At 63.1% G+C, this 22,186-nt stretch carries 18 protein-coding genes; 8 read left to right on the top strand and 10 right to left on the bottom strand.

The features are described from left to right. Nucleotides 1-36: 36 nt before the first annotated feature. Nucleotides 37-2,118, top strand: a complete 2,082-nt coding sequence (locus KAZ48_02265; GenBank protein ID MBP7971596.1) for an alpha/beta-hydrolase family protein — start codon at nucleotides 37-39, stop codon at nucleotides 2,116-2,118. Here KAZ48_02265 and KAZ48_02260 read toward each other — a convergent pair. The 3 genes from KAZ48_02260 to KAZ48_02250 all read right to left on the bottom strand — a co-directional run bounded on the left by KAZ48_02260 (nucleotide 2,115) and on the right by KAZ48_02250 (nucleotide 6,737). Further along, the gene (locus KAZ48_02260) at nucleotides 2,115-3,158 is read right to left on the bottom strand and encodes a threonylcarbamoyl-AMP synthase (GenBank protein ID MBP7971595.1); all 1,044 of its coding nucleotides are present in this window, start codon (nucleotides 3,156-3,158) and stop codon (nucleotides 2,115-2,117) included. The genes KAZ48_02265 and KAZ48_02260 overlap by 4 nt on opposite strands. Further along, the gene (locus tag KAZ48_02255) at nucleotides 3,107-3,850 is read right to left on the bottom strand and encodes a murein L,D-transpeptidase (protein MBP7971594.1); all 744 of its coding nucleotides are present in this window, start codon (nucleotides 3,848-3,850) and stop codon (nucleotides 3,107-3,109) included. The genes KAZ48_02260 and KAZ48_02255 overlap by 52 nt, the downstream gene beginning before the upstream one ends. Nucleotides 3,851-4,073: 223 nt before the next feature. Next, nucleotides 4,074-6,737 (bottom strand): hypothetical protein, encoded by a 2,664-nt coding sequence (locus KAZ48_02250; protein MBP7971593.1) that lies wholly within the window; start codon nucleotides 6,735-6,737, stop codon nucleotides 4,074-4,076. Between the two features lie 120 nt (nucleotides 6,738-6,857). On the opposite strand from KAZ48_02250, the gene KAZ48_02245 reads away from it, so the two are divergent. Further along, entirely contained in the window at nucleotides 6,858-8,411 is a 1,554-nt protein-coding gene (locus tag KAZ48_02245) for a hypothetical protein (GenBank protein MBP7971592.1), read from the top strand. 72 nt (nucleotides 8,412-8,483) lie between these two features. Here the strand turns inward: KAZ48_02245 and KAZ48_02240 are convergent, their stop codons facing one another. The 3 genes from KAZ48_02240 to glgA all read right to left on the bottom strand — a co-directional run bounded on the left by KAZ48_02240 (nucleotide 8,484) and on the right by glgA (nucleotide 10,603). Beyond that, on the bottom strand, nucleotides 8,484-8,843 hold the full coding sequence (locus tag KAZ48_02240; GenBank protein MBP7971591.1) for an SHOCT domain-containing protein: 360 nt from the start codon (nucleotides 8,841-8,843) through the stop codon (nucleotides 8,484-8,486). 75 nt (nucleotides 8,844-8,918) lie between these two features. Further along, nucleotides 8,919-9,350, bottom strand: a complete 432-nt coding sequence (locus tag KAZ48_02235; protein ID MBP7971590.1) for a hypothetical protein — start codon at nucleotides 9,348-9,350, stop codon at nucleotides 8,919-8,921. A gap of 95 nt (nucleotides 9,351-9,445) precedes the next feature. After that, nucleotides 9,446-10,603, bottom strand: a complete 1,158-nt coding sequence (gene glgA / locus KAZ48_02230) for a glycogen synthase (GenBank protein ID MBP7971589.1) — start codon at nucleotides 10,601-10,603, stop codon at nucleotides 9,446-9,448. Between the two features lie 120 nt (nucleotides 10,604-10,723). On the opposite strand from glgA, the gene glgC reads away from it, so the two are divergent. Next, nucleotides 10,724-11,944, top strand: coding sequence for a glucose-1-phosphate adenylyltransferase (gene glgC / locus KAZ48_02225; protein MBP7971588.1), 1,221 nt, complete (start codon nucleotides 10,724-10,726; stop codon nucleotides 11,942-11,944). A 110-nt stretch (nucleotides 11,945-12,054) separates the two neighbouring features. Here the strand turns inward: glgC and KAZ48_02220 are convergent, their stop codons facing one another. Then, nucleotides 12,055-12,351, bottom strand: coding sequence for a Dabb family protein (locus KAZ48_02220; protein MBP7971587.1), 297 nt, complete (start codon nucleotides 12,349-12,351; stop codon nucleotides 12,055-12,057). A 52-nt stretch (nucleotides 12,352-12,403) separates the two neighbouring features. Here KAZ48_02220 and KAZ48_02215 point away from each other — a divergent pair, with 52 nt between their 5' ends. The 5 genes from KAZ48_02215 (at nucleotide 12,404) to KAZ48_02195 (ending at nucleotide 17,538) form a co-directional block, all read left to right on the top strand. After that, nucleotides 12,404-13,339, top strand: a complete 936-nt coding sequence (locus KAZ48_02215) for a hydroxymethylglutaryl-CoA lyase (GenBank protein ID MBP7971586.1) — start codon at nucleotides 12,404-12,406, stop codon at nucleotides 13,337-13,339. Nucleotides 13,340-13,443: 104 nt separating this feature from the next. Beyond that, nucleotides 13,444-14,526 (top strand): phosphate ABC transporter substrate-binding protein PstS, encoded by a 1,083-nt coding sequence (pstS, locus tag KAZ48_02210; GenBank protein MBP7971585.1) that lies wholly within the window; start codon nucleotides 13,444-13,446, stop codon nucleotides 14,524-14,526. Between the two features lie 127 nt (nucleotides 14,527-14,653). Then, nucleotides 14,654-15,637 carry a phosphate ABC transporter permease subunit PstC gene (pstC, locus tag KAZ48_02205; protein ID MBP7971584.1) on the top strand — a complete coding sequence of 328 codons (984 nt, stop codon included), beginning with the start codon at nucleotides 14,654-14,656 and terminating at the stop codon, nucleotides 15,635-15,637. Nucleotides 15,638-15,762: 125 nt separating this feature from the next. Then, on the top strand, nucleotides 15,763-16,707 hold the full coding sequence (gene pstA / locus KAZ48_02200; GenBank protein ID MBP7971583.1) for a phosphate ABC transporter permease PstA: 945 nt from the start codon (nucleotides 15,763-15,765) through the stop codon (nucleotides 16,705-16,707). Between the two features lie 48 nt (nucleotides 16,708-16,755). After that, nucleotides 16,756-17,538 (top strand): phosphate ABC transporter ATP-binding protein, encoded by a 783-nt coding sequence (locus tag KAZ48_02195; GenBank protein ID MBP7971582.1) that lies wholly within the window; start codon nucleotides 16,756-16,758, stop codon nucleotides 17,536-17,538. On the opposite strand, the gene KAZ48_02190 is transcribed toward KAZ48_02195, so the two are convergent. The 3 genes from KAZ48_02190 to KAZ48_02180 are packed head-to-tail and all read right to left on the bottom strand — an operon-like array spanning nucleotide 17,535 to nucleotide 22,125. Next, the gene (locus tag KAZ48_02190; GenBank protein ID MBP7971581.1) at nucleotides 17,535-18,452 is read right to left on the bottom strand and encodes an NUDIX hydrolase; all 918 of its coding nucleotides are present in this window, start codon (nucleotides 18,450-18,452) and stop codon (nucleotides 17,535-17,537) included. The two genes, KAZ48_02195 and KAZ48_02190, sit on opposite strands and share 4 nt — an antisense overlap. 17 nt (nucleotides 18,453-18,469) lie before the next feature. Further along, nucleotides 18,470-19,996, bottom strand: coding sequence for a CYTH and CHAD domain-containing protein (locus KAZ48_02185; protein ID MBP7971580.1), 1,527 nt, complete (start codon nucleotides 19,994-19,996; stop codon nucleotides 18,470-18,472). After that, complete coding sequence (locus KAZ48_02180; GenBank protein MBP7971579.1) at nucleotides 19,993-22,125, bottom strand: RNA degradosome polyphosphate kinase; 2,133 nt, start codon at nucleotides 22,123-22,125, stop codon at nucleotides 19,993-19,995. The genes KAZ48_02185 and KAZ48_02180 overlap by 4 nt, the downstream gene beginning before the upstream one ends. Between the last annotated feature and the right edge of the window lie 61 nt (nucleotides 22,126-22,186).

The raw sequence follows: 22,186 nt of genomic DNA, 5'->3' as shown, positions 1-22,186 counted from the left end.
GGCAAAGCACGGTTCAATCCCGATAGCGTCGGGCGCGTGGCACCCCGATGGAAGATGCGCGGAAACAAGCTCATCGCCTCACCTGCGGCGAGGGCCGGAATCCTCGCGGCCTCGGCAAACCTTGCGTCGACATTCGTGCGAGGACTGCTGCCGCGCAGCGTCACGGATCAGGCATTGGCGACCGGGGTTGTGACGGCCGCGATCTATCAGGCGACCACGACCGCGCACGCGGCGGCGGAGACCTTCTCGTTGTTCACCACGGGCACCCACGGCATGCGTGGGCGGCGACCCGACCCGCAGCGAACCCTGATTGCCGACGTTGTCTTGGTTGGGTTCGGCGCGACGGTTGAGCGGATCCTGCCGCCAAAGGACAACGAGTCGCTGGCGACCTCGATCACCCGCTTTGTCGGCGAGACGCTGATGTTGGGAGGTGCCGCTGGTGCTGCCGTTCAGCTGACTGACTTTGCCCTGATCAAGATCTTCCCCGGTCGAGCGTTCGCCGAGCGTCGTGCCCTGGTCGACGTTGCGCTCGGCGGCTTGGTGGCGGGCTTCACGGTGTTCGTCCGCAACGAGAACGCTCGCCATTTCGGGTTGGTCGATCCGGACCGCAAGGCGATCAAAAGCGCGGGCCTCATGACCACAGCTAAGGCAACGGCGACCGGTTTCGGCGCGGCTGCTGGCCTGATGGTGCTGACTTCCGCCGAGCAATTCGTGGCGAGCTCCGTCGTTGAGGCATTTGACACCAAGCTGCGCCGCTATGACATAGGCAGTCCGCTCGTCGGGCACGCTGTCTCCCTGGGCATGCTCGGAATGGCGGGTACTGGGGCATTCGTCCTACTCAAGCGCCGAATCGAGCGCCACGGCGACATCGTCGAGCCGGCCTACCCGGACCCACCAACCAATCCGCACGTCACCGCTGGTCCGCGGTCGGTGGTTGAGTTCGACACGATCGGCAAGGAAGGGCGCCGCTTCGTGTTGATGGCGCTCGATGCTGACGCCATCACTGCCGTGATGGGCGAGCCGGCTACCGAACCGGTGCGGGTGGTGGCTGGCTTCGAGGCAGCCGAGACGACCGAGGAACGCGCAGAAGTCTGCCTCAAGGAGATGGAAGCGGTCGGCGCATTCGACCGATCGCTGATTTGCATCGCGTCACCGACCGGAGTCGGTTACGTCTCCTACGTCTTCACCGAAACTCTGGAGTACCTGACCCGAGGCAACTGCGCCACGGTGGTTCCGCAATACGCTTTGGTGCCCAGCGCGATGGCGCTGTTCGACACCCACGATGGGGTTGCCCTCCAACGACGAGTACTGGAGTTGACCCGTGACCGAATCGCCGCCATGCCCGGGCAAAAACGTCCTCGGCTCGTGCAGTTTGGCGAGAGCCTCGGTGCCCAGGTGGCTCTCGATGTTGCCTACCCGCAAGGCGCACGGGTCTTCGATGAACTCGGCATTGAACGCGGTCTCTATCTGGGGGTTCCGTTCCGATCTACCACCTGGAACTCCTGGTGGAACTCGCGCGACAAATTCGATCCCGAGCACCGGATGATGTTGGTCTCCCAGCCGGACGAGTTCGCCGATTTCCCTGAGCGCCAACGCCAGGCTGCGCGGCATTTCATGATCGTCCACCATGACGATCCGGTCAACAAATTCACTTATCGGCTGGTTGTCAAGCAGCCCTGGTGGATGGGTGCTCCGACAACCCGCCCGCCCAAGGTGCCGCGGGAGACGCGTTGGCGGGCAGTGACAACCTTCGTCCTGACGCTGGTCGACCTCAAGAACGGAATGGATTTCAAGGTCGGGAAGTTCATCCGGAGGGGACACGACTACCGGATCGACACTTGCGAGTCCGTTCAAATAGCCTACGCGTTGTCTTGTTCGCCCGAGCAGGCCACAGCCATGGAGACTCGCCTGCGCGCACGGGAAAGCGAGTGGGCAACGCGGCGGTTGGTGGCGCGCAAGTTCGCCAACGCCCGGGACTCGGTCACGCGGCAGCTGACCTCGTGGGGAGTGAGTGTGCCGAACCTGCCGGACCTGGACACCCTCGGAATCCCAGAGGTTGCCGACATCGACCCGACCAAGAGCATCATCCAGACGCTGGGGTCATCTGGCGTTTCCTAGCGACTTGCCGCTCGGGTGAGTCGATCACGAATCGCGGTACCAATGCCGGTTGCTTCCGGCGGAACTGCCACGACGACATCGAGGTCGGCCTCGTCGGCCCGATGGAGTGCCGCGTAGAGGTCGCGTGCGTAGTCGTCGTCGTCCGCGGGACTGCAGAGGCGAAGCCATCCGGATGGGGTCGCAACGCCTGCACCAGCGATCAGCCCGACCGCACCGCTATCGGCAATGGACACCGTCGCGGGGTTGTCGGCGAGGATGACGCGGGCGTCGGGTGCGTAGTGAGACGCGAGCGACCCGGGCACCCGCGGCGAGCTCTTTGCCGGTTGGGCGGCGAGCTCCACAACCGCGCCGAGCCGCTCAGCGGTCACGCCACCGGCCCGCGCGATCGTAACGGTACGTGGGCCGCAGAGCACAATGGTCGACTCGACACCGACTGCGCACGGCCCGCCGTCGAGGATCACATCAGCGGCCGACAACTGACCCCGGAGGCCATCGCGGACGGCAGCAGCAGTGGTCGGGCTGACCTGGCCGAAGCGATTGGCGCTCGGTGCCGCGATCCCGACACCGGAACCCAGCGTTCGCGTGAGTTCGGCGATGACCGCTTGGAACAGTGGATGGTCCGGTGCGCGCAGCGCGACGGTTTGCTGACCGCCGGTGATCGCATCGCTGACCATGGCAGCACGTGGGACGACCAACGTCAGTGGACCTGGCCAGAATGCCTGCGCGAGCTCCCTGGCGGTCACTGGCACGTCTCGAGCCCAGCGGTCGATCTCGTCCGGCCCACCGACGTGGACGATGACGGGGTGGTCAGCAGGTCGCCCTTTGGCCCGGAAGATTGCTGCCACGGCGGTCGGTGAGTTTGCCAAGCCGCCGAGTCCGTATACGGTCTCGGTCGGCAGCGCGGCTAGGTGCTCGCTGGCCAATGCTGCGGCAGCAACCTGGGGGTCCTGCGTGACCAGTGGGAGTTGCTGGCGCGAGTGCGAACTGCTCAGCGGTAGACCTTGACTTTGCCACCCACCGGCATGTGCCGATAGATCCACTTGGCGCCCTTCCAGTCACGCAGGTTCACACATCCATGTGAGGCTCCGTTGTAACCAGCGGCGCGGAAGTACTTGGAGAAGTGGACGGCTTGGCCCCCGCTGAAGAACAGCGACCAGTCCATCTGGGTTCCGTACAACGTCGATATGTTGTGCGGCAGTTTGGAGTTGACGCGGAAGTTGCCTTCGCGCGTCGGGGTTCCCGGGGCGCCGAAGCGGGCATCGAGGGAACGCTTGAGATTCCCGTTTTGGTAGAAGCGAACGATCTTCTGGGTCTTATCGATGCAGATGATTTTCGACGCGTTCCTGCACGCGGCTGGGACGCCGCTGCCATGGCGAGTGAGCTTGCGCAGGGTGATGTACGTGGCGGCGTTGACGCGGCCGGTAGAGCCCCAGAAGAACTTGCCCTGGAAACGGCTCACGGCCTTGCTGGTCGAGTTGGTGTAGCGACCCGTGATGGGCGTGATGATGCCAGCGTTGTTCAAACGCTTCTGGACATTGCGAACTGCGCCGCCGCGGTCGCCGACCTTCAGGACGGCCTTGCCCGCCAGAACCTGATTGATGTTCTTTTCTTGGACCGCCGTGACCCGCTTCTTCGCTGGTACTGCGGCCTGAGCGGGCGCGGCAGCACCAACTGCGGCAAAGGCCATTGCCATGGATGCCGCGATCGCAATCGAAGCCCCTGTGCGCCGCATGATGCCTCTCCTCAACTCATTCGTCGAACATTCCGACCGGTGGCTGGGAGTTATCCCACTGACCTGCCGACCGACCGTGCGCCCATTGTGCGCCACTACGGCGCGCAACCCAAATGGAAGCCCGCCACAACTCAGACGGGTCACCGCCAGTGACGGTTCCCTCCGAGGCGCCCGGCGGCGTGGGCGGTCGCGCGGACACGCCACCGGACCGCGCCGGACGCAGCTACCCCCGGCGGCCAATGATGAGGTCGGCGACGAGGCCGGTCCAACCGGTCTGGTGGGAGGCACCGATGCCGGTGCCGTCGTCACCATTGAAGTACTCGTGGAACATCACCAATTCATTCCAGCGGGGGTCGTCGCTGAACTTCTCCGTCTCCCCGAAGCAGGGTCGGCCACCACCGGCGGTGGGCAGGAACAGCGCCGTCAGGCGTCGGCGCAGTTCGTTGGCGACCTCGCGCAAGTTCATCATCATTCCCGATCCAGTGGGGCACTCGACCGTGAAGTCGTCACCTAGGTACATGTAGTAGCGCTCAAGCGCCTCGATCACCAAGTGGTTGATGGGGAACCACACCGGCCCGCGCCAGTTGGAGTTTCCGCCGTACATCGCGGTGGTGGATTCGGCGGGCTCATAATCGATGCGGAACTCCTGGCCCTCGATGTTCACCTCGAACGGTCTGTCCCGGTGAACCAGCGAGAGGGACCGGATTCCGTAAGGGGAGAGCATGGAGTCCTCACTCAAGACGTCCATCAGCACACGTCGCAGGCGCTCGGGATCGACGACTGTCAGCAGTAACTTCGAGCCAGCGTCGTCGTCAGTCCGGTAGACGAAGCCGGCCCGATCCAACTCGGCTGTGTCGAGACCGCGTCGGCGCATGAATTGGCTGAAGCGGCGTTCGATGCGGTCGGCGTTCTTGACGTAATCCTGGCTGCTCGACTCCAGGAAGGCTGCGGCCATCACTGGAATCACCCCGACGACGCTCTTGACCTTCAACGGGATCTTGGTTCCGTCCGGTTGCACGAGTTGGTCGTAGAAGAAACCGTCTTCAGGGTCCCACATTCCAGACTCGGCGATGCCATCGGTGATGCCGGCAAAATGCTCGAGGAATTTGAGCATCATCGGTCGATAGGACCCGTCGTGCTGGGACAGGCGCATGGAGATCCGCAGCATCATCAGGCAGTAGAACGCCATCCAGGCCGTTCCGTCCGCCTGTTCGATACGACAGCCGGCCGGGACGTGCGTGCGATCGATCGGTCCGATGTTGTCCAGTCCGAGGAAACCGCCCTCGAACACGTTGTTGCCCTGGGCATCCACCCGATTGACCCACCAGGTGAAGTTGATCAGGAGTTTGTGGAAGACGGCAGCGAGGAACTCGTGATCGCGCCCCCCTTCGATCTCGTAGACGCGCAGCGCTGCCCATGCGTGCACCGGCGGATTGCGGTCATCGAATGACCATTCGTACGCGGGAATCGCACCATTGGGGTGCATGTACCACTCGCGCAACATGACGGACAACTGGTACTTGGCGTACTCCGGGTCCACATGGGCGAACACCACGGTGTGGAAGGCCAAGTCCCACGCCGCGAACCACGGGTACTCCCAGGCGTCGGGCATGCTCAATATGTCGTATGCATCGAAGTGCCGCCAGCCCTGGTTCCTGCCCTCTCTATGACCCTCGGGCGGTGGTGGCTCGTGCGGGTCGCCGTCGATCCAGAGCTTGACGTCGTAGCGGTAGAACTGCTTAGTCCAGATCAACCCCGCAAACGCTTGGCGCATCACGGCAAGGCGCTCGCCGTCGGTATCCGGTGGTGCGATTGCGCGGTAGAACTCGTCGGCCTCTTCTTCCCGCAGAGTCATCACGTTCTCGAAATGATCCGATGCCCAGGCGGGATCGCGCTGGTCACCTTCCGATGGTGACCAAAACCGAAGCCGAAGTTCAACCGTCTCGCCAGCCGGAACCTCAAACTGATACCAGAGCGCAGCCTTGGTCCCGGCGAACGCTGGATTCACTGTCTCAGCACCGTGGATCACGTGGTTGTTGATGCCGTCCTTGGGGTACTCAGAAATCGCCTCCACGTCGTCGCCGAAGATCGACGCGTTGTTCGTTGCGTTGTCACAGAAGAGTGGGGTCGGGTACTGGCCGTCGGGTCCGGCTGCGGCGTCCAGGTGGTAGGTGCCAGCTCGCCAATGCTCGGCGACCAGGGTGTAGGAGTCATTCGGTCGCGAGACGCGCCGCACGACCGGCCGACGATGCCGCCGACCCCATGACCAGGTGTCGCGAAACCACAGTTGGGGCAGCACGTGGATGGTGTCTGCTGCTGGCCCGTTATTGGTGACCCGCACGCGGATTGACATGTCCGACGGATCTGACTTGGCGTAGTCGACCTCGACCGTCCAGAATTCGTCGTCGTCAAAGACTCCGGTGTCCATGAGTTCGTACTCGGGCTGGTCACGACCTCGATCTGCATTGGTGGCGATCAGGTCGTCGTAGGGGAACGCGGCTTGTGGGTAGTGATAGCGCCACCGCAGCCACGACTGCGACGGGGTCGCGTCTCGGTACCAGTAGTACTCCTTGACGTCCTCGCCGTGGTTTCCCTGATGACCGTTCAGGCCGAAGAGTCGTTCCTTGAGATGGGAGTCGCGGCCGTTCCAAAGGGCTAGCCCGAAGCAGATGTCCTGCCAGATGTTGCTGATCCCGGCCAGACCGTCTTCGCTCCAACGGTAGGACCGGCTGATCGCGTGTTCGTAGGGGAAGAACGACCACGCGTCGCCCGAGCCGGAGTAGTCCTCGCGGACGGTTCCCCACGAACGCTCCGACAGATACGGGCCCCACTCATACCAGGGCCCTGCCTCCTCTGGGCCGAACTGGATACCGCCCGCCTCGGCCATCCGAGCTCCCTCAGCGGTGTCGCGGGCGGGTCCCATGAGGGGGCGATCGGGCTCAACACGGCTTTCGGCGGGTTGCATAGGTTCACCCTGCCGCATGCCATAGCGGGGTAGCCTGCCGCAGTGAGCCCTTTGGAAGCCGATAGGCGCAAATCCTCTCCAGTCGTCGTCGTTGCCGTCGGCGCCAAAGCAGCGGAAATCCGCGATGAGCTGCTCGCAACCCAGCAGGGACTGGTCGTTGGAATCGACGCGACCAGCGGGGCAGACACCGACATTGCGGCCGTTGTGAACAAGCTTCGCGAGCTCCGACCAGCGGCGGGTGAGCCAGCAGCAGTTCCGGCCGTCTTGATTGCCGCTGCCACTTCCGATTGCGACGACGTTCTGTCGATGCTCGTCGCACTGCGGCAACTGGAACCGGACCTCCGGCCGCGCGTTTGGCCGGCGTTCGTTGCTGGCGACGCTTGGGACCTGGAGGCCTTCGATCTCGCCCTCGACGAGGAGGGCAGCGGGCTTTGCGACCTGGCTTTGGTCACCATCGGCGCACCCTCAGTGGCAGCGGCCGCTCAGGCCTTGGGCGCCTGGGTGCAGATCAAGGCTCCCGCTCCCGCCAGCGTGCTCGGCGAGCTACCGGATGCGCAGGGGCGCATCTGTCGCTACGTCGCGCTCGGCGCGCAGTCGGTCGAGTCGGTGGCCAGTGCCTCGGCAGAGCACGACTCGGCGCAGCTTTCAGCCAGTGGCTCTACGATCGCTTCGAATGATCCCGTGGCCAACACCGAGGTCGAGGCGGTGGCCGCGGACGTGGAAAGCCTGTTGCGTGACCGCGCGAAGGCAGCCCAGCAGCTCGCCGCTGCGAGTGCTGCGGCTGCTGAGATCGGCGACGCCGGCGAACGGGCTGACACCGCTGCCGTACTCCGTGCTGACGCGCAACTGTCGGCATCGCTTGAGTCGTTCCGGCGCGAGATCGGCCGGTCATTGCGACTTGAGCTTGCCGACTTGATTGACACGGCGATTGCTAGCAACGCGAAGGATGCCGCGGTCGGCGCCACTGCAGACGCCGACCCCTCCGCAACCGAAGCACCTATCAAGGCTGCGGCGGAGTCCGGAACGGAAGCGACGCCTGACGCGCCGGCGTTGAGCCGGACAGACGCGGTTGCCGCGCTGGCGATGCTGACCAGCAAGGGCGGGCTGGCGAAGATGTTCGGTCGCAGTCGGATGGTGGCGGCTGCCCAAGCCGCGACGGCGGCCGCTAATCGCGAGGTCGACGATGAACTCGACCGGCTCGTGGGAGATGTTGGCGCTGGCTTGGCTGAACAAGTGCTGGCGAAGCTGACCGAGAACGGTCAGCGCGAGCGGGATGAACAGGCCCAGCGCACAATTTCCGAACAGGTCGCACAAGCCCTGCTGCTCGACTCCTCGGTCGCCCAGGCGACCCGCGACGTTCAGATCTGGCCGAAAGTTGACACGGCCGGTGTGAGGCGATCGTGGGGTGGTTCAGCTCCTGCGGCTCGGCGGTACGTGGTCAAGTCGGCCGATCCAGCTGTGGAGATTTCCGAATCCGACGGCATCCTCACGGTGATCGACCTACGAGACCCCGCACCGGATTCGGATACGAGACGGCCAGCGGCAGTTGTACTGCTGGCCCAATACGGCCTGCCCCTGTCGGCCCTCACCACCTGAGGTCGGTCGATCCGCGAACACACAACGACCCGCCAGCCAGTGAGGCCAGCGGGTCGGGGTGCGATTGGTGAGCTAGGAACCCAGCAGTTTGCCTTTGGCTACGTCGAATTCCTCCTGGGACAGAACGCCAGCGTCCTTCAGCGATGCGAGCTTCTGCAACTGATCCACCAGGCTTTCTCCGCCACTGGCTGCGGGCGCTGCGGCCGGAGCGGCAGCGGGTGCTGCGCCAGCGGCCTGCTGGGCCTGCAGTGCGGCAATCTGCTGTTGCTGCTCCTGCAGCTGCTGCTGTTGGGCAGCCTCGTTTTGGGCATCTTGCTGCGCTGCGGCGGCGGCCTGCTGCTTGTTCTGCGAGTGGCTATTCACCGCTGCGGCGGTGCCACCGGCTACGACCATGGTTCCGAGTAGTCCAGGTCCGCGTCGTCGTCTCATCATGATTATCTCCCTAGTGTTCTTTCGATGTCAGTCTATGAGTGTGTTTCAAGTCCGGCCGTGGTGCGACCAGGGTTCTCACGCGCTGAGCGCTTCCTTTGCCACAGCGACAGCGGCTTCCACGACATCGCGTGGGATGCGCTCGGAGAAGATGACCTCACCCTCAGAACCACGCACGGCTGCGGCGAGCTGCCGTGCCCAGGTGTGCTCAAACACCATGGCAACCGCCGATGAGCCCGGGTCGAGCGACTCAGCGAGGGCGAGGAGGTCATCTTCGTTGAGTAGATCGAGCACGTCTTCCAACGCCTCATCCAGGAATGACGATTCGTCGACGTCGCTCATTTCGACGATCGCTACCGTGCCATCTGGGTCCTTGGTCATGAACGCCAGATCCACCACGGCGATGTCACCACGCGCGACGACGTCGCGCAATGCCGGTGCGACCGAACCGTTGAACTTGCTACCGGGGAACGAGACGACGAGCACCTCGACGGGACCTACCTGCGTCACTACTGCCTCCTGTGGCATTGGTTGCGGTTTCTTGTCCGACGCTTCGGAAATTCCTGCGTCGGCGCGGGCTCGTTTGCGCGGTTGGACGTCGCGAACTACCGCGCTCCTGCCGAACGATAGACCTCGACGGTCTGCTTGGCTATCGCCTGCCATCCGAACGCCTCTACGGCCCTGGCGCGGCCACGGATACCCATCGCCTTCGCGGCAAGAGAGTCTGACGCCATCCGGTTGACGGCGTCGGCGAATGCGTGTTCGAACGCTCGCGTCTCGTTTTCGTCGTAGGGGACCAGGATCCCCGTCTCGCCGTTGACGACGACCTCTGGAATGCCGCCGACTGCGCTGGCCACGACGGGCGCCTCGCACCCCATGGCCTCCAGGTTCACGATGCCCAGTGGCTCGTAGACCGACGGGCACGCGAATAGCAGGCAGTGGGAAAGGAATTGGATGACGTCGTCGCGGGACAGTTGGGCGTCGATCCAATGAACACCCCCGCGGGTTGCTTGCAGATCGGCGATCTCGGCTGACACCTCAGCACCCAGTTCCGGGGTGTCGGGGGAGGCGGCGCAAAGCACCAGCGGGATCGACTCGTCAAACATGCGGGCGGACTTGAGGAGGTGAGCGATGCCCTTCTGCCGAGTAATCCGACCGACGAATAGCACGAACGGCTTGCTTGGGTCCACCCCGTGGCGCTCAAGTGCGTCGGTCTCTTTGACGTTTCGATAGAGGTCGGTGTCGATGCCGTTGTAGACGACGTGAACCTTGCCGGGATCAACGAACGGATAGCAGTCGAGCACGTCGTCGCGCATCCCGGAACTGACTGCGATGATTGCGTCGGCCTTGTCGTAACACGTCCGCTCCACCCAGCTTGAGATGCGGTATCCACCGCCGAGCTGCTCCTCTTTCCACGGCCGCCGAGGTTCCAGCGAATGCGCCGTGATCACGTGCGGGATGCCGTGTAGTTGACCCGACAGGTTGCCAGCCATGTTGGCGTACCAGGTGTGGGAGTGCGCCACGTCTGCACCCGCGGTCGCGGAGGCGATTTCCAGGTCAACCCCGAGTGTCTGCAGTGCCGCGTTGGCATCGCTCAATCCCGCTGGAATCTCAAACGCGTGCGCGTCCGGACGGGGTTCACCGAAGCAGAAGACATCCGCTTCAATGAACTTCCTGAGTTGAGGAACTAGATACTCAACGTGGACACCGGCTCCACCGTAAACATTCGGGGGCCATTCGCGGGTCAAAATCGCTGCTCTCACAGGGGCGAGCCTAGGCCCGAATCATGCTCTGAAGCGCGGGAAGCCACTCACGTGCTCGGCAATCCTCACCCGGATTAAGTGGGGTGACATTGAAGGGTCCATCCCGGGTAGGTTGGCCCCGTGCGCAACCAACCTCACGTCCTCGGAATCGTTCTCGCTGGTGGCGAAGGCAAGCGCCTTATGCCTCTGACCGCTGATCGGGCCAAGCCCGCAGTGCCGTTCGGAGGTGCCTACCGGCTCATCGACTTTGTCCTGTCGAACCTCGTGAATGCCGGATACATGCGCATCGCGGTGTTGACGCAGTACAAATCGCATTCGTTGGATCGGCACATCACCACGACCTGGCGGATGTCCTCGATGGTCGGTGACTACGTAACCCCGGTTCCCGCCCAGCAGCGGCTCGGACCCCGCTGGTTTACGGGCAGCGCAGACGCGATCTTCCAGAGCCTGAACCTGGTCGCCGACGAACGGCCGGACATCGTCGTGGTCTTCGGAGCGGACAACGTCTATCGGATGGACCCGCGCCAGATGGTCCAGCAGCACGTCGACAGCGGTGCTGGCGTGACGATCGCTGGCATTCGCATGCCGCGGTCGGAGGCCAGCGCGTTCGGCATCATTGAGACAGCCCAGGACGGGCGCAAGATCAATGCATTCCTGGAGAAGCCGGCAGATCCACCCGCGATTCCGGGTTCCCCGGACGAGGCCTACGTCTCGATGGGCAATTACTGCTTCAGCACGGACGTGTTGATTGAGGCCTTGAAGAAGGATGCCGCCGACGTGAGTTCGGTACACGACATGGGCGGGAACATCATCCCGATGCTCACCGAACAGGGCATGGCCCACGTATACGACTTCAACGAGAACGACGTACCGGGATCCACCGAGCGTGACCACGCGTACTGGCGTGACGTCGGCAGCATCGACGCGTACCACGACGCGCACATGGACCTGGTGAGCGTCCACCCAGTCTTCAACCTCTACAACAGCCAGTGGCCCATTCTGGGAAATCTTCCCCCGCTGCCGCCTGCCAAGTTCGTCCTCAATGGTGCGGCGAATCAGTCGATGGTGGGGGCGGGATCGATCATCGCCGGCGGCAGCGTTCGCGACTCGGTGGTCTCCTACGACGTGCACATTGACGAGGGCAGTCGGGTCGAGGGTTCGGTGATCATGCCCGGTACCCGAGTCGGGAAAGGTGTGACCATCAACCGCGCGGTCATCGACAAGTACTGCGTGATTCCGGATGGAACCGAGATCGGCGTTGACCACGCCGCCGACCGGGCTCGGGGCTTCACGGTCTCCGACGGTGGCATTGTCGTCATCGGCAAGGGCATCACCGCCTAAAACCACCGCGCCAAACTAGGAAGTTACCCAGTGGTATGGCTGTTTCCCCCGGCGTGTCGCAGCCGTACCACTGGGTAACTTTCCGGTTCGGAGGCTGGGTTACTGCTGGGCTATCGCAGGTCGTCGGTGTCGACGGCGGCGCGAGTCGCCAGGCGGGGTTGGATCCACTCGAGGAACTCCTGGTGCACGGGGTGGTCTTGGTAGCTGGCTAGCCCGGCCTCGTTGGCGTGTTCGGTGATCAGGACAAGGTTCAACCCGCCGCCGGTTGAGGCGGCTCCGGCCAGCGCCTGGCCGCACCGCAGCGTGAGAAGTTCGGGGATTCGGGCTGGGAGCGCGCGTAGCCGGTCGAGGGCCTCGGGGCAATCATCGGCGTCGGTCAGTCCGAGCAGCACCACATGCGTAATCACGCCAAACGCACCTCTCGTAGCTGTTGTAGGTCCGATGAGTGATCCTAGAGGCATGAACTCAAGCCCCGTTCGTGGTGTCGAAATTGTGGAAGTCTCCCCCCGGGATGGCTTACAGAACGACCCCGCCCGGCTATCAACGGATCAGAAGCTTGGCCTGATCCAGCGATGTGTGGACGCGGGAATCCGGCGGATCGAGGTCGCGTCGTTTGTGAACCCCAAACGAGTGCCGCAGATGGCCGACGCGGAGGCGGTCCTCGCTGGCCTGCCCGCGAAAGATGACGCGAACAGTCTCTCCGCCGCTTGGATCGGGCTGGTGCTCAACGCTCGTGGGTTCGAGCGTGCCAGGCAGACCCAGGTAGACGAGATCAACATGGTCGTCATGGTCACCGACACGTTTTCCCTGAAGAACCAGGGGATGACCACAGAGGCAGCGATCGCGACCGTCGAGCAGGTCGCACCGTTGGCCAACGCCGCCGGTGTGATCCCAACGGTCACGATGTCCGCGTCGTTCGGGTGCCCGTATGAGGGAGAGGTTGCGATCGGCAGGGTGGCCGACGTGGCCGGTCGACTCGCTCAGAGTGGAGTGGTGGAGATTGCCGTCGCCGACACCATCGGGGTAGCGGTACCCCGGGACGTTGCTCGCCGAATCGCCGCCGTGCAAGACGTGGTCGGTGATGTGCGGTTGCGGGTTCACGTCCACAACACCCGTAACACCGGGTACGCGTCGGCCCTCGCTGCCTACGAGGCCGGCGTGCGAGTGCTCGACTCGAGTCTCGGCGGCATCGGTGGGTGCCCATTCGCGCCCCGGGCGACCGGCAACATCGCCACCGAAGACTTGGTCTTCGCCCTCGAACGTTCCGGCGTCAAGACCGGCATCGACCTCGATGCGCTGATCGTGGCCAGCGACTGGCTCGGCGACCAACTGGGCCGACCGACCCCAGGTCTGCTGGCCAAAGCCGGGACTTTCCCTTCGCCGATCACAAGCTAGACGTTATTCGTTCATCTTCCGTTCATCGTGGACCCCTCCTGCGGTCACCATCGGTGCTTAGTGTCGGCGGCACGTAGACAGAGAAAAACTATGGAGGATAAAACGTGAAGATCACCAAGAGCGTCAAGGTGCTCAGCCTCGCGGTTGTCAGCGCTGCGGCACTCGCCGCCTGTAGCAGCAGCACGAGCTCGGACAGCAACTCCGATGGCATCAGCTGCGAGTCCGGATCCATCAAGGCATCCGGTTCGACTGCTCAGAAGAACGCCATGACCGAATGGATCAACGCGTACCAGTCAGCATGCTCTGGCGCGACGATCGACTACCAAGGCAATGGCTCCGGCGCAGGCGTGCAGGACTTCATCAACGCACAGACCGCATTCGCTGGCTCTGACTCGGCCGTCAAGGACGCCGACCTCACGGCCGCCAGCAAGCGTTGCGCATCGGGCCCGGCGATCAACATGCCGATGGTCGGTGGCGCGATCACCGCGGCCTACAACGTTGACGGGGTCGACAAGCTCACCCTCACTCCTAAGTTGCTCGCTGACATCTTCAGCAGCAAGATCACCAAGTGGAATGACCCCGCGATCGCGGCAGCGAACTCCGGCGTGACGTTGCCTGACGCGACCATCGTGCAGTTCCACCGCAGCGATTCCTCGGGTACGACGGACAACTTCACGCAGTACCTCGTCGCGACCGCTCCCGACGAGTGGAAGTACACCCCAGGTAAGGACTGGACTGCTCCCGGTGGACAAGGTTCCAAGGGCAACGACGGTGTCGCCGCTTCGGTCAAGAGCACCAAGAACGCGATCGGATACATCGAGCTCTCGTTCGCTCAGGATCAGCAACTCAACACCGCCAGCATCGACAATGGTGGCGGCGCAGTAGCTCCCTCCGCTGAAACGGGCTCGGCCGCGCTGGCACTGGCGACCGTCACCGGAAGTGGCAACAACCTCCCACTCAAGATTGACTACGCGACGAAGGATCCCGCGGCTTACCCGCTCGTCCTCGTGACGTACGAGGTCACCTGCGAGAAGGGACTGGCCAGCGATCTGCTGCCTTTGACCAAGTCCTTCCTCACGTACACCGCCAGCGACTCGGCGCAGTCCAAGCTCGCCGACACCGGCTACGTGCCGATCCCGGCGGAGTTGCTGACCAAAGTCAACACTGCTGTTGGTTCACTGAGCTAACTGCCGCTCGACACGGGTTAGATGTGAGCGGCTGCGCGATTCGACGTGAGTCGACGACCGCAGCCGCTCACATCCGTGTCCGGCCCAGCGATGTCCCAAGTGAGTTCGAAATGAGGAGGTGAAGACCATGGCCCAAGACACGCTGTCGCCAGCCGACGACGAGATTGCTGCCGAGATTCAGGGCGAAGCGGTTCGCCGCGGCGACAGAGTCTTCTTCGGTCTATCTCGCGGCGCGGGCGTCCTCATCTTGGTTCTGACCGCAGCCATCGGTGTCTTCCTTGCCTGGAAGGCGATCCCCTCGTTGCAGCAGAACACCGCGAACTTCTTCACCACTCAAGAGTGGTTCCCTGATTCCACACCGCCCGCGTTCGGCATTGCGGCGCTCGCTTTTGGAACCCTCATCACCTCAATCATCGCGATGATCTTGGCTGTTCCAGTTGCGATCGGCATCGCGCTATTCACGGCCTACTATGCGTCGCGCCGGTTCGCATCATCGCTCGCGTTCATCATCGATCTACTTGCCGCTGTTCCATCGATCATCTTTGGTCTGTGGGGCCTGCAATTCCTGATGCCAAGGATGGAAGGCATCTCGGCCTGGCTGAACAACTATTTCGGCTGGATACCGCTGTTTGCCAACCCGGACGAGGTCTACACCAAGAGCATCTTCGTCGCCAGCGTCGTTCTCGCCATCATGATTCTGCCGACGATCTCAGCGGTCTCTCGTGAGGTCTTTCTGCAAGTGCCGCACGGTCACGTCGAAGCCGCGCTCGCCCTAGGTGCCACCCGCTGGGAGATGGTTCGCCTCGCGGTGTTCCCGTTTGGGATGCCCGGCATGATCTCGGCCGCGATGCTCGGACTCGGGCGGGCGCTGGGTGAGACCATCGCCGTCGCATTGGTGCTGTCCGCGGTCTTCACCATCAACTGGCACATCACTGAGCCCGGCGGCAACACCTTCGCCGCCAATATCGCGCTCAAGTGGAACGAGGCTGGCTCCGTCGGACTGTCAGCCCTGGTCGCATCCGGCCTCGTGTTGTTCGTCATCACCCTGGCCGTCAATATGGCCGCGAGGCTCATCGTCGCGCGTCGCAAAGAGTTCTCGGGGTCGAACTGATGGCGATCGCACCCCCCGAGGGCAAACCAGTCGAGAAGTCGATCCGGGCCGAGCTGGTCGGTCGGCGACTGCCAAAACGAGCACTCCCCGGACTCGCGGGGGCAGCCTTGATCGTCGCCATTCTGATGGCGCTGATCGGACTGATTCAGGGTGTCGCGCTGACTCTGCTGTGGGCAGTGATCATCTTCGTCGTCGTCCAGTCGGTCTGGAGCTTCCGCGTTGAGGGTCGTCGTCATGCCGTCGATCGCTTGATGACCACGGCGGTCTACGCGGCTTTCGTCATCGCGCTCATTCCGCTCGTCGCGATTCTGTTCACCGTCATCAGCAAGGGCATCTCCGTGATCAATGCGGAGTTCTTCAGCTCAACCATGCGCAATGTGAGCGCCCGTACCCCGGGTGGCGGAATCGCCCACGCGCTGGTTGGGACCATCGAGCAGGTCCTCATGGCGACGGTGATCGCTGTTCCGATCGGCATCATGGTCGCGGTCTATTTGGTGGAGTACGGGCGCGGAAAGCTGGCTCTGTCAATCTCGTTCTTCGTCGACGTGATGACCGGCGTGCCGTCCATCGTGGCTGGCCTGTTCATCTACACGGCCTTGATTTTGACCTTGGGCATGCAGCGCAGCGGGTTCGCCGCGTCGCTGGCGCTGGTGATCCTGATGCTGCCGGTGGTCGTCCGGACCACCGAAGAGATGCTCAAACTGGTTCCGAACGATCTGCGGGAGGCGTCCTACGCCCTCGGCGTCCCGAAGTGGAGGACGATTCTGCGCATCGTCATCCCAACGGCGTTACCGGGTGTGATCACTGGCGTGATGTTGGCGATTGCTCGCGTCGCAGGTGAGACCGCGCCGCTGCTCTTGACCACGTTCCTGACGCAGAGCATGAACTGGAATCTGTTCGATGGACCGCAGGCGGCATTGCCCACGTTCATCTGGGACCAGATCGGCAGTGGAACTCCGGTGGCGGTCGACCGAGCCTGGGGTGGTGCGTTCGTACTCATCCTGTTCGTCGCGATCCTCTACATCGGTGCGAAGGTGGTCGCTCGAATATTTGCGCCGAAGGCTAGATAGGGCGGATCATCATGCACACTGAATCTGAGCGGAACTGACGAGGGCGGTATGGCAAAGCGAATCGACATCAGCGGCTTGAATGTCTTCTACGGATCATTCATGGCGGTTCAAGATGTCAACCTGGCTGTGGAGCCTCGTTCCGTGACGGCTCTGATCGGCCCTTCCGGCTGCGGCAAGTCGACCGTCCTGCGGACACTCAATCGGCTTCACGAGGTCATCCCGGGTGCCTACGTTCAAGGCAAAGTCCTGCTTGACGGCCAAGACATCTATGCCGATGACGTAGACCCGGTCAACGTGCGGCGCGTGGTGGGAATGGTGTTTCAGCGGCCCAACCCCTTCCCGACGATGTCGATCTACGGCAACGTCGTTGCTGGCGTGAAACTGGAAAAAGGTCGCCGGGTAAGGAAGTCCGACACCGACGACATCGTCGAGCGTTCACTGCGCGGGGCGAATCTGTGGGAAGAGGTCAAGGATCGCCTCGATCGGCCAGGAGCGGGCCTTTCCGGTGGTCAGCAACAGCGGCTCTGCATCGCCCGGGCCATTGCCGTCGAGCCGCAGGTCGTCCTCATGGACGAACCGTGTTCAGCCCTGGACCCAATCTCGACGCTGGCGATTGAGGAACTCATCAGCCAATTGCGCGAGCAGTACACGATCGTGATCGTCACCCACAACATGCAGCAGGCGGCTCGCATCAGCGAGACGACGGCATTCTTCAACCTCAAGGGACCGGGTCAACCCGGCGAGCTCGTTGAGGTCGGGTCAACGGCGCGCATGTTCTCCAACCCAAGCGAAAAGGCCACGGAGGACTACATCTCCGGTCGTTTCGGCTAAGGGGCGTGGCGCTCGACGGCAACGACGCGCATACCGCGCTTGGGGTCAAACTGCCGGTGCAAGACGATGAACCCCCCGGGGGGTAGCCCGGGATCAAGTTGCTTGGTGTTATTCAGTCCCGTTCGCTTGCGCACCTGCGCGACGATCTCCGGAAGTACCGGTCGGTGCGTGCACAGCACCGTGGCCAACGGGTCGGCCAGCAAGTCGTTGATCCTGCCCAGTGATGCCTTCTTTGAGGGTTCGAACCCCTCCTCGCTAAAGAGCGAATCCATCTCGATCTTCAGCTTGGCCGAGTCGGCGTACGGGCGAACGGTCTGCACGCATCGCAAGGCATCCGAGGACTGGATCGACTCAATTCCAAACGCAGCCAAGATGTCGCCGATCTGGTTGCGTGCGCGGCCTTTGCCGACCGGGGCCAACGGCCGTAACGCATCCTTGGATCCATTCCACACCGCTCGCCGGACCGCCTGGGAGTGGCGCAGCAAGATCAGCGGGGTGGTGGGACCGACGTCCAGCGCGCTGCGCATGATCTGCACATCTCGCCGGTAGGTCAGGCGCTTGGCTGCCTTGTTCGGCGACAGCCATTCCAACTTGTCGATCTCGCGGTTGGGGGAGAAACCAGGCCCGCCGCTCTTGACCCAGCCAACCCAGTATCGAACGACTTTGGGCCGACCCTCAACCCGATACTTCTGGGTGAGCAGCGGAACACCGAGGACGACGTCGTCACCGGTCTCTTCAATGGTCTCCCGGCGCGCACAGGTGATGATGTGCTCGCGCGATTCGAGTTTGCCCTTGGGTAGCGACCAGTCCCGGTGAGTCGGCCGGTGCAGCACACAAACCTGTGGATCCCCTTTGTATTTGCGCAGGAGCACAACCCCCGCCGCGAGGATCTCGTTATTGTTCGATTTCGCCATTGTTCGTTGACCGTCCGCTATGCCAGTTGCGTGCGCTCGTGCACGCGGGTCACTGACGGCCAGACTCGTTGAAACTCGAGTCGGGCATGGATTTCCGCCTCGAATTCGTGCTCATGGAGCAACCCCAACGCAAACCCGGTCGGGCCATCGAGGCCGTCGGTTGCGGCCATCTCGCGCAATACATCCTGGGCGATGCAGGCGTCCTGGTGCTCGCCCAGGATCTCCGTCACCTCCGACAGTGCAGCTGCGAGGTTCTTCGCGGGGGCACCGAAGACACCGGAGATGGCATCGGCTGAGTATCGGGCTCGCTTCGCCGAGATTCGAGCCTCGTGCCAGACCTCGGCCGGTCCCTCGAGTTGGAGCTCCTTCACCTGCCGAGCCAGTCGGCGGAAGGTTCGGTCGACCAACTCGGGGAAGACCTCGGCGCTAGATTCGTCGGCCAATTCGGTCAGGTTCGGTGCCGCGGCCGCGGCAACCAAATCGTCGAGCAAACGCAGGTGCCGTGGGCTCAAGAGTGCGCCGAGGGAATGGCCGCGCGCATTGTCGAGTCGCGCGTTGAGTTGCGGATCGATCAGCGCCTTCACCAGCTCAGCATCGCGGTAACCGAGGTCGGCGGCGTGACGATCGAGGCGTTCCAACAGCACCTCGGTGTCCCGGGCGGCTCCAAGTTCGCTGGCTGCCCAGCCCAACTCCTTGCGCAGGTCGTCGGCCCACTTCTTGTCCACGAGCGGGCCGAAGGCCTTCAGCCCGCTGCGCAAACGGCGAGCAGCAACCCGCATTTGGTGAACGCCGTCAGGAAGGTCGCGCCTAACGCGCACATCCTGTCTGATGAACGCGATGACGTACTTGCGCAGAAATGCCGTGATGGCATCACCGGCGCTGTCCTGCGGGCCGACCTCGCCTGGGCTGAGCACGTCGGCTGGCCCGAACGCCTGTGGTCCCAAGGCGTTGCCGACCTTATTGCCGCGGATAGGGATCGCACCGGCCGCGATCAGGGGGTCGATGACCTGTCGGAGGGGAGCGTCGTCGATGAGCGCTTCGATCTCCAGCTCCCGGAAACGCTCCACGACAGCGTCGTTGTCAACGATGGAGACGCTGTCATCGACCATCTCGGCGAACGCCTTGCCAGTGCGGTCGTAGAGCAGGTAGGGCGTGCGCTCGGTGCGCAGTTCCGCCTTGGCAACCAAGTCAATACCGCGCGTGTACGGGGTCACGATTTCTCGGAGGACAGCCGGAACATCTCCGACCGCACCCTCGGACAGCGGCAACTGGAGCTCGTCGCGGGCTTGGCCGGCCGATCCAGGGACCGGGAGTTTCAGATGCCACCCGGCATCCGGGCCACCCTCGCGCCGCCGCAGCGTGACGCCCCAGCGATACAAGCGAAGGTCCTCGGTGTCGTAGTAGATCGCCTGCAGGTTGCGGACGACTTGCCGCTTGGCGCGTCCCACGCCGGTTCTCTCACTGACGAGGTCGGGCAGCCGGAACAATCCGTGGACCCGCAGTTTGAGTTCGACTTCCCTGACCGCGACTGGACTTTGCGTCATGAACTAGCGCCGAGTCGTTTCGAGTGAGCTTTGATGAGGTACGCCTGTAGGTCGCGCAATGGCCTGCCTTCGCTATCGGTATGGACCCCAGTCCACGTTCCATCGCTATCAAGATGCCACGACGCGGTCTGGTCTTCCAGACTGAGGTCGAGCAAGCCCGCGATCTCGGCGATGTGTTCCTGATCGGTGATCCGAACCAGTGTCTCCACGCGCCGATCGAGGTTGCGGTGCATCAGGTCCGCAGAGCCGATGAACACCTCGGTGTCGCCGCCGTTGGCAAATTCGTAGACGCGAGAGTGTTCCAGGAAACGACCAAGCACGCTGCGCACCCGGATGTTCTCGCTCAGGCCCGGAACCTCGGGTCGAAGCGCGCAGATCCCGCGAACCAACATGTCAACGGGCACGCCCGCGTTGGAGGCCCGATACAACGCATCGATGGTGGCCTCGTCGACGATCGAGTTGCACTTGAATCGAATTCGCGCTGACCGGCCAGCCTCGTGATTGTCAATCTCGCGTTCGATGCGATCGACCAATCCCGAGCGGATGGAATGGGGGGCTACGAGCAGCCGTTGGTACTCATTCTTCATCGAGTAGCCAGACAGCCGGTTGAAAAGATTGCCGACGTCTTCGCCAACCTCGCGGTCGCTGGTGAGCAGTCCAAGGTCTTCATAGAGGCGAGCCGTTTTCGGGTGGTAGTTGCCCGTGCCAATGTGGGTGTAGCGGACGAGCGAGTCTCCCTCATCGCGTATCACCATGGAGAGCTTGCAGTGGGTCTTGAGTCCCACGAGTCCGTACACCACATGCACGCCTGCGCGCTCGAGCTTGCGAGCCCAGGAAATGTTCGCCTCCTCGTCGAAGCGCGCCTTGATCTCGACCAGCGCCAGCACCTGCTTGCCCGCGTGGGCTGCTTCGATCAGCGCATCGATGATCGGTGAGTCACCAGATGTCCGGTACAGGGTTTGCTTGATGGCCAGCACCTTGCGGTCGGTCGCTGCCTGTTCGAGAAAGCGCTGAACGCTGGTCGAAAACGAGTCGTACGGGTGGTGCAGCAGGATGTCACCGCGCTTCATGGCGTCGAGCACGTCGGGCTCGGACGCAGTTTCCACGCCGGCCAGGTCGCGGTTCGTCTTTGGCACGAATGCCGGATCCTTCAGGTCGTCACGATCGAGGTCAACCAGGGTCCACAATCCGGTCAAATCGACTGGGCCGGGGAGTCGGAACACCTCCGCATCGCTGACCGCCAACTCGCGTACGAGTAGCCGGAGCATGTGCTCGTTGATGGATTCTTCGACCTCAAGACGCACCGGGGGCCCAAATCGGCGGCGCATAAGTTCGCGCTCAAGTGCCTTGAGCAGGTTCTCGGCGTCGTCTTCCTCGACCTCGACGTCCTCGTTGCGGGTCACCCGGAACGTGCTCGATTCCTCGATGGTCATGCCAGGGAATAGGCGATCGAGGTGGGCGGCAATCACGTCCTCGAGGGGAGTGAACCGTTGCGGACCGATCTGCACGAACCGCTGCAGGGTCTCCGGCACCTTGACGCGGGCAAACAGTTCCTCGTCGGTTTCCGGATTCCGGACGATGACGGCCAAGCTCAGCGACAGGCCGGAGATGTAGGGAAAGGGGTGGGCAGGATCGACTGCCAGCGGGGTAAGGACGGGGAAGACCTTCTCGTCGAACCACGATCCGAGCTGCTCCTGCTCGAGCTCGGTCAGTTCCTGCCAGCGAATCAACTCGATGCCCTGCGCTTGCAAGGCCGGGAGCACCTCCTGCCGGAAGCAGAATGCCTGCCGACCCATCAGTTCCCGGGTCTTCTCCAACACGGCGCCGTGGACTTCGCGCGGTAGCAAACCGCTGGCGGCCCGAACCGCAATGCCGGTGGCAATTCGGCGCTTCAGCCCGGCGACCCGAACCATGAAGAATTCGTCGAGGTTGCTGGCAAAGATGGCAAGGAACTTGGTTCGTTCCAGCAGCGGCAGGTCGGGGTTCTCGGCGAGTTCCAGCACCCGTTGGTTGAACGCCAGCCAGGACAGTTCGCGGTCGATGTAGCGATGCCCGATCTGGTCGCCGATGTTTTGACCGACTTCGACCTGCTCGCCTGTTTCGGAGCTGCGTGTGATCTCGGTGGTCATGACTGCATCCTCCCAGATGTCGCGGGCATGCGCACAGCCGTGTGTGGACGCTCCCAGGCCA

It is taken from the genome of Candidatus Nanopelagicales bacterium (assembly GCA_018003655.1).
Taxonomy (GTDB): domain Bacteria; phylum Actinomycetota; class Actinomycetes; order S36-B12; family UBA10799; genus JAGNDY01.
The sequence above is the reverse complement of the archived record's forward strand: the minus strand, read 5'-3'. Positions and strand labels throughout refer to the sequence as shown.